Source organism: Streptomyces sp. YIM 98790 (genome assembly GCF_011421595.1).
GTDB lineage: Bacteria > Actinomycetota > Actinomycetes > Streptomycetales > Streptomycetaceae > Streptomyces.
Genome location: NZ_WTLH01000237.1, coordinates 1 through 7797, shown reverse-complemented (window position 1 = coordinate 7797; position 7797 = coordinate 1). Strand labels below are relative to the sequence as shown.

General features: G+C 74.6%; 5 protein-coding genes. All 5 read left to right on the top strand.

Annotated features, from left to right (window positions below):
- Positions 1-387: 387 nt before the first annotated feature.
- The 5 genes from rocD to GQS09_RS25370 all read left to right on the top strand — a co-directional run bounded on the left by rocD (position 388) and on the right by GQS09_RS25370 (position 7713).
- Positions 388-1611 carry an ornithine--oxo-acid transaminase gene (rocD, locus tag GQS09_RS25390; RefSeq protein WP_165989896.1) on the top strand — a complete coding sequence of 408 codons (1224 nt, stop codon included), beginning with the start codon at positions 388-390 and terminating at the stop codon, positions 1609-1611.
- A gap of 189 nt (positions 1612-1800) precedes the next feature.
- The gene (locus GQS09_RS25385; RefSeq protein WP_165989895.1) at positions 1801-2790 is read left to right on the top strand and encodes a malate dehydrogenase; all 990 of its coding nucleotides are present in this window, start codon (positions 1801-1803) and stop codon (positions 2788-2790) included.
- 479 nt (positions 2791-3269) lie between these two features.
- Positions 3270-4775 (top strand): aldehyde dehydrogenase family protein, encoded by a 1506-nt coding sequence (locus GQS09_RS25380; RefSeq protein WP_165989897.1) that lies wholly within the window; start codon positions 3270-3272, stop codon positions 4773-4775.
- Positions 4776-4834: 59 nt separating this feature from the next.
- The gene (locus GQS09_RS25375; protein WP_165989894.1) at positions 4835-6562 is read left to right on the top strand and encodes a GMC oxidoreductase; all 1728 of its coding nucleotides are present in this window, start codon (positions 4835-4837) and stop codon (positions 6560-6562) included.
- Complete coding sequence (locus tag GQS09_RS25370; RefSeq protein WP_165989893.1) at positions 6559-7713, top strand: glycine betaine/L-proline ABC transporter ATP-binding protein; 1155 nt, start codon at positions 6559-6561, stop codon at positions 7711-7713. The genes GQS09_RS25375 and GQS09_RS25370 overlap by 4 nt, the downstream gene beginning before the upstream one ends.
- The last annotated feature ends 84 nt before the right edge of the window (positions 7714-7797 follow it).

Below are 7797 nucleotides of genomic sequence, written 5' to 3'. Positions count from 1 at the left end.
CACTCCGCGGCCGCCTGCGCGGCCCCGCCGGCACCGGCCACGCCGCCCCGCTCCCCGAAGGCCCCCGCCGGCAACTCCTCGACGTCGAGTTCTGACCCTTCGCCCGCCGGTCGCCCGCCGGCCCGCCACGGCAGCCTGCCCCGGTCACCCGCCCGCGCACCGGCGTCCCCGCGGCGCGGCCGACGACACGCCGGGCGACGCGGACGCCCGGCACGGACACGGCCCGCATGCCGGCCCGCATGCCGGGGCCGCAGCACCGCGGCGGGGCACCCTGGCGGGCCACCGGCTATCGGACGAGGGCCACCGGGATTCTTCCCATATCGGACGGCCGACGATACAAAGAGTGCCTGGGCCGGGCCGTCCGCGCCGGAAGATCGGAGTACCGTGATGGGTCCCTCGGGAAAGTCCTCCGCCGAACTGATCGCCGCCGCCGAAGCGCACAGCGCGCACAATTACCACCCCCTCCCCGTGGTGATCGCCTCCGCGCGCGGCGCCTGGATGACGGACGTCGAGGGCCGCCGCTATCTGGACATGCTGGCCGGCTACTCCGCCCTCAACTTCGGCCACTGTCATCCCCGCCTGATCGCCGAGGCAAAGGCCCAGCTCGGCCGGCTCACCCTCACCTCCCGCGCCTTCCACCACGACCACTTCGCCGCCTTCTGCGCCCGGCTTGCCGAGCTGTGCGGCATGGAGATGGTGCTGCCGATGAACACCGGAGCGGAGGCGGTGGAGACGGCCGTCAAGACCGCCCGCAAGTGGGGCTACCGGGTGAAGGGCGTACCCGACGGCCGGGCCCGGATCATCGTGGCGGCGGACAACTTCCACGGCCGCACCACCACCGCGATCAGCTTCTCCACCGACGACGACGCCCGCCGCGACTTCGGCCCCTACACCCCCGGCTTCGACACCGTGCCCTACGGCGACCTGGCCGCCCTCGGGGAGGCGCTGGACCGCAACGGCGACACCACCGTGGCCGTGCTGCTGGAGCCGGTCCAGGGCGAGGCCGGGGTGCGGGTGCCGCCGCCCGGCTATCTGCGCGGCGTGCGCGAGCTGACCCGGTCGCGCGGCGTCCTGTTCATGGCGGACGAGATCCAGTCCGGCCTGGGCCGCACGGGCACCACCTTCGCCTGCGAGCACGAGGGTGTGGTGCCCGACGTCTACATCCTGGGCAAGGCGCTGGGCGGCGGCGTGGTCCCGGTCTCGGCGGTGGTGTCCTCCGCCGAGGTGCTGGGCGTCTTCCGCCCCAACGAGCACGGCTCCACCTTCGGCGGCAATCCCCTGGCCTGCGCCGTCGCCCTGGAGGTCATCGCCATGCTGCGGGAGGGCGAGGTGCAGCGCCGGGCCGCCGAACTGGGCGAGCACCTGCATCACGAGCTGGGCCTGCTGGCGGGGCAGGGCGCGGTGCTGCGGGTGCGCGGCCGGGGCCTGTGGGCGGGGGTGGACATCGATCCGGCGCGCGGCACCGGGCGGGAGATCTCCGAGCTGCTGATGGCACGGGGTGTGCTGGTCAAGGACACCCACGGGTCGACGATCCGGATCGCCCCGCCGCTGGTGATCTCGAAGGAGGATCTCGACTGGGGCCTGGGCCGGCTGCGCGCCGTGCTGTGCTGACCCCGCCCGGGCGGGCTCCGGCTCCGTCTCCCCGGCCCGCCGGGCCGGGTGGGTGGCAGGCCGGGGCCGGGCGGGGGCTAGGCTGAGAAGCGGGTATCTTGACGCCGAGATATCGACCGATCGGAACTGTCGGGATACCCGGGAGCCAGCCCGAAACCGACACACACCCGACACCGGAGCGTTCTGCCCATGACCCGTACCCCCGTCACCGTCACCGTCACCGGCGCCGCCGGTCAGATCGGCTACGCCCTGCTGTTCCGGATCGCCTCCGGCCAGCTCCTCGGCCCGGACGTACCCGTCCGGCTCCGCCTGCTGGAGATCACCCCGGCGCTCAAGGCCGCCGAGGGCACCGCCATGGAGCTGGACGACTGTGCCTTCCCGCTGCTGACCGGCATCGACATCACCGACGACCCGGCCAAGGCGTTCGCCGGCACCAATGTGGCGCTGCTGGTCGGCGCCCGCCCCCGCACCAAGGGCATGGAGCGCGGCGATCTGCTGGAGGCCAACGGCGGCATCTTCAAGCCGCAGGGCAAGGCCATCAACGACCACGCGGCGGACGACGTCCGGGTGCTGGTGGTGGGCAACCCGGCCAACACCAACGCGCTGATCGCCCGCTCCGCCGCCCCCGACGTGCCGGCCGAGCGGTTCACCGCCATGACCCGGCTGGACCACAACCGGGCGCTCAGCCAGCTGTCCGGGAAGACCGGCGCCCCGGTGTCCGAGATCCGCAGGATGACCATCTGGGGCAACCACTCGGCCACCCAGTACCCGGACATCTTCCACGCCGAGATCGCGGGCAAGAACGCCGCCGAGACGGTCAACGACGAGAAGTGGCTGACCGAGGACTTCATCCCGACCGTGGCCAAGCGGGGCGCGGCGATCATCGAGGCCCGCGGCGCCTCCTCGGCCGCGTCCGCCGCCAACGCCGCCATCGACCACATCCACGACTGGGTGAACGGCACCCCGGACGGCGACTGGGTCTCCATGGCCATCCCCTCGGACGGCTCCTACGGCGTTCCGGAGGGCCTGATCTCCTCCTTCCCGGTGACCTGCTCGGGCGGGGAGTACCGGATCGTCCAGGGCCTGGAGATCAACGACTTCTCCCGGGCCCGGATCGAGAACTCGGTGCGGGAGCTGGAGGAGGAGCGGGAGGCCGTCCGCTCCCTCGGCCTGGTCTGACCGGGCGGGCCCCGTCCGGCCGGCCGGGTCCGGCCCGGCCGGACCCCGGGCCGCCGTCCCGCGCCTCCGGGCGCGCCTCCTCCGACGGACCGTGAAGGCCCCCGGCCGGTGCCGGGGGCCTTTCCGCTGCCCGCCCGCGGTGCCCGCGCTGCCGCTTATTACCTGTTCTTCTCGACATCTCCACGGATGACCGGATCTGGCATCACGTTTTCGTCACAGGGACACATGCGGATGCGGATGGCGGGCAGGAGCCGCCGTTGTCCCCTGCACCCAGAGGACGCGAACGCTCGTACGGCGGGCACCGCCCGCCGGCGTCACCGGCGCCGGCGGCACGTCCGCCGCCGCGTTCCGCCCGGCACGACACCGTGCCGGACGGAGCCGAGACCCGCGGACACCGCGGGAGGAAAGGTCGGAAGAACGTGCCGGACAAGCCGGAGCAGCAGCCGGAGCAGACATCCGGGCAGGTGCCGCCCCCGGGAATCGATGCGGCGGCCAGCCTGTGCATCGCCGGGCGGTGGCGGCCCGCCGCCGGCGGCGCCCGCCGCCGGGTGCACGACCCGGCGGACGGAACCGTCCTGGCCGAGGTCGCCGAAGCGGGCCCGGCCGACGCGGACGAGGCGGTGGCCGCCGCCCGCCGCGCCTTCGACGACGGCCCGTGGCCGGCCACCCCGCCCGCCGGGCGCGCCGCCGTGCTGCGCGAGACCGCCGCCCTGCTGCAGCGCGACCGCGAGCAGATCGCGCACACCGAGAGCCGGGACACCGGCAAGACCCTGGCCGAGGCGCGCATCGACGTGGACGACGTGACGGCGGCCTTCCGCTACTTCGCGGCCCTGGTGGAGCAGGAGGCGGCCGGCCGCGTCATCGACGCGGGCAGCGCGGACGTGCACAGCGTGGTGGTGCACGAGCCGGTCGGCGTGTGCACGCTGATCACGCCGTGGAACTACCCGCTGCTCCAGGCCGCCTGGAAGGTCGCCCCGGCACTGGCCGCGGGCAACACCTTCGTGCTCAAGCCCAGCGAGCTCACCCCGCTGTCCAGCATCCTGCTGCTGCGCCTGCTGGCCGAGGCCGGGCTGCCCGAGGGCGCCGGGAACCTGCTCACCGGCCCCGGCGACCCGGCCGGCGCCCGGCTGGCCGCCCACCCCGGGGTGGACCTGGTGTCCTTCACCGGCGGGCAGGCCAGCGGCACCAAGGTGGCCGCCGCCGCGGCGGCCACGGTGAAGAAGACCGCGCTGGAGCTGGGCGGCAAGAACCCCAATGTGGTCTTCGCCGACGCCTGCGCCACCCCCGAGGGCTTCGACACCGCCGTGGACCACGCGCTGAACGCGGCCTTCGTGCACAGCGGACAGGTCTGCTCGGCGGGCGGCCGGCTGCTCGTCGAGGAGAGTGTCCGGGACCGGTTCGTGGCCGAACTCGCCGCCCGTGCCCGCCGTATCCGGCTGGGCCGGGGCACCGACCCCGGAGTCGAGTGCGGCCCGCTGGTCTCCGCCGGACAGCTGGCACGGACCGAGACGTACGTGGCCGGTGCGCTGGAGGAGGGCGCGGTGCTGCGCTGCGGCGGCCGCCGGCCCGGCCCGGACGACGGCCCGGTGCCGTCCGGCGGCTGGTTCTACCTGCCGACCGTGCTGGACCACTGCCACCGCGCCATGCGGGTGGTCCGGGAGGAGGTCTTCGGACCGGTGCTCACCGTGGAGACCTTCCGCACCGAGGACGAGGCCGTGGCGCTGGCCAACGACACCGAGTACGGCCTGGCCGGGGCGGTGTTCTCGGCCGACACCGCCCGCGCCCGGCGGATCGCCGGGCGGCTGCGGCACGGCACGGTCTGGATCAACGACTACCACCCCTACCTGCCGCAGGCGGAGTGGGGCGGCTTCGGCCGCTCCGGCACCGGCCGGGAGCTGGGCCCCGCGGGCCTCGCCGAGTACCGCGAGACCAAGCACATCTACGAGAACCTCCGCCCCGCACCCGCCCGCTGGTTCGCGGGCTGACCCCGGCCCGCAGCCACCACCATCCCGCACGACACACGCACAACAGACCGGCGGACCTCATGCATCCCGACCACAGCAGCCACCACCCGCACCACAACACTCCCGCAGCCCGGCAGGCACGGCAGCCGGGCACCGGACACGACGCCGAGTACGACTATGTGGTGGTCGGCGGCGGCACCGCCGGATGCGTCATCGCCTCCCGGCTGGCCGAGGACCCGGGCACCACCGTCGCCCTGATCGAGGGCGGCCCCAGCGACCTGGACCGCCCCGAGGTGCTCACCCTGCGCCGCTGGATGGGCCTGCTCGGCGGCGAACTCGACTACGACTACCCCACCACCGTGCAGCCGCACGGCAACTCCCACATCCGGCACAGCCGGGCCCGGGTGCTCGGCGGCTGTTCCTCGCACAACACGCTGATCAGCTTCCGCCCCCTGCCCTCCGACTGGGACGAATGGGAGGCCGAGGGCGCGGCCGGCTGGGGCGCCGACGCCATGCGGCCGTACTGGTCCCGGCTGCGCAACCGCATCGTGCCGGTCGGCGACGCGGACCGGAACGCCATCGCCCGCGACTTCGTCGCCGCGGCGCACACCGCCCTGGGCGTGCCGCTGGTCGAGGGCTTCAACCGGGCCCCGTTCACCGAGGGCACCGGCTTCTTCGACCTCGCCTACCACCCCGAGACCAACCAGCGCTCCTCCGCCTCGGTGGCCTACCTGCACCCGCATCTGCGGGCCGGCGACCGCCCCAATCTGACACTGCTGCTGGAGACCTGGGCCTACCGGGTGGAGACCGAGCGCGGCGGCCGGGTGAGCGGCGTGCGGGTGCGCGCGGCGGACGGCGGGCTGTCCCTGCTGCGCGCCCGGCGGGAGGTCGTGCTGTGTGCGGGCGCCGTGGACACCCCGCGGCTGCTGCTGCACTCCGGCATCGGCCCGGCCCGCGACCTGGAGCGGCTGGACATCCCGGTGGTCCACGATCTGCCGGGGGTGGGCGAGAACCTGCTGGACCACCCCGAGTCGGTGATCGTCTGGGAGACCCACGGGCCCATCCCGGAGAACTCGGCGATGGACTCCGACGCCGGGCTGTTCGTCCGCCGGGACCCCAACTCCCCGGGCCCGGACCTGATGTTCCACTTCTACCAGATCCCGTTCACCGACAATCCGGAACGGCTGGGCTACCGGCGCCCGCCGCACGGCGTCTCCATGACCCCGAACATCCCCAAGCCGCGCAGCCGCGGCCGGCTGTATCTGACCAGCGCCGACCCGGCGATCAAGCCGGCCCTGGACTTCCGCTACTTCAGCGACCCGGACGGCTACGACGCCCGCACCCTGGTCGACGGCATCCGGATCGCCCGCGAGGTGGCCCGGCAGGAGCCGCTGGCCGGCTGGCTCAAGCGCGAGGTGTGCCCGGGCCCGGAGCTGGTCACGGACGAGGAGCTCAGCGCCTACGCGCGCCGCGCCGCCCACACCGTCTACCACCCGGCCGGCACCTGCCGGATGGGCGCGGCCGACGACCGGCTGGCGGTCGTCGACCCCGGCCTGCGGGTACGCGGCCTGGCGGGCCTGCGGATCGCGGACGCCTCCGTGTTTCCCACGATCCCGGCCGTGAACCCGATGATCGGCGTGCTGATGGTGGGCGAGAAGGCCGCCGACCTGCTGCGCGCCGGGGACCCCGCGGCCGAGGACGCCGCCACGGCCGCCGCCGGCCGGTCCGGCGGCACCGCCGCGGCCGTGCCGCGGATACCCGGACCACGACGTGGCTACCCCGAACAGAGCGGAGAGAGCGCACGATGACATCGACCGGACAGCACCCGATACCCCGTCAGCGCGAGGATGCGGCGGCCCCGGAGCCCGGTGAGCGGCCGCCCGTCTTCGCCGTGCGCGGGCTGTGGAAGGTGTTCGGCCCGCGTGCGGAGCGGGTTCCGCACAACCCGGCGCTGGCCGCCCTGCCGGCCGCCGAGCTGACCGCCCGCACCGGATGCACCGCGGCCGTCCGCGATGTCTCCTTCGAGGTCCTGCCCGGCGAGTGCTTCGTGGTGATGGGCCTGTCCGGCTCCGGCAAGTCCACCCTGGTGCGCTGCCTGACCCGGCTGATCGAGCCCACCGCGGGAGCGGTGGAGATGGACGGCGAGGACGTGCTGGCCATGGACAAGGAGCGGCTGCGCGATCTGCGCCGCCACCGGGCCGCCATGGTCTTCCAGCACTTCGGCCTGCTGCCGCACCGCACGGTGCGGGACAACATCGCCTACGGCCTCCAGATCCAGGGCATGCCGAGGGCCGAACGGCGGGCCCGGGCCGAGGAGATGGCGGCCAAGGTCGGGCTGACCGGGCTGGAGGACCGCCGCCCGGCANTGACCGGGCTGGAGGACCGCCGCCCGGCACAGCTCTCCGGCGGCCAGCAGCAGCGCGTCGGCATCGCCCGCGCGCTGGCCGTCGACCCGGAGGTGCTGCTGTTCGACGAACCGTTCAGCGCCCTGGACCCGCTGATCCGCCGCGACATGCAGGACGAGGTGCTGCGGCTGCGCCGCGAGGAGGGCCGCACGATGGTCTTCATCACGCACGACCTGTCCGAGGCGCTGCGGGTCGGCGACCGGATCGCGCTGATGCGGGACGGCGGCATCGTGCAGCTCGGCACCCCGGAGGAGATCGTCGGCCGGCCCGCGGACGACTACGTGCGCGACTTCGTCCGGGACGTGCCGCGCGACCAGGTGATCACGGTGCGCAGCGCCATGCGCCCGGCGGCACCGGGCGAGGCGGGGCGGGACGACTGGGTCGGGCTTCCGCCGGAGACGGTGGTCGCGGACGCCATCGCGGCGGTGGCCAGGACCGGCCGCCCGGCGCGGGTGACGGCCGAGGGCCGGTGCCTGGGCGTGGTGGACCACGAGTGCCTGCTGTCCGTGGTCGCCGGTCTCGGCGCCCCTGACCGGGAGGCCTCCCCCGCATGAGCGACACCTCCAACCGGCCCGGCGCCCCCGGCGCCGCTGCCGGGCCCGGCGCCGCCGAGGCGCGCGGCACGGCCGCGGCCACCC

Coding starts and splice junctions, on each gene's coding strand:
- rocD (WP_165989896.1), top strand. CDS start 388: ATGGGTCCCTCGGGAAAGTCCTCCGCCGAACTGATCGCCGCCGCCGAA.
- GQS09_RS25385 (WP_165989895.1), top strand. CDS start 1,801: ATGACCCGTACCCCCGTCACCGTCACCGTCACCGGCGCCGCCGGTCAG.
- GQS09_RS25375 (WP_165989894.1), top strand. CDS start 4,835: ATGCATCCCGACCACAGCAGCCACCACCCGCACCACAACACTCCCGCA.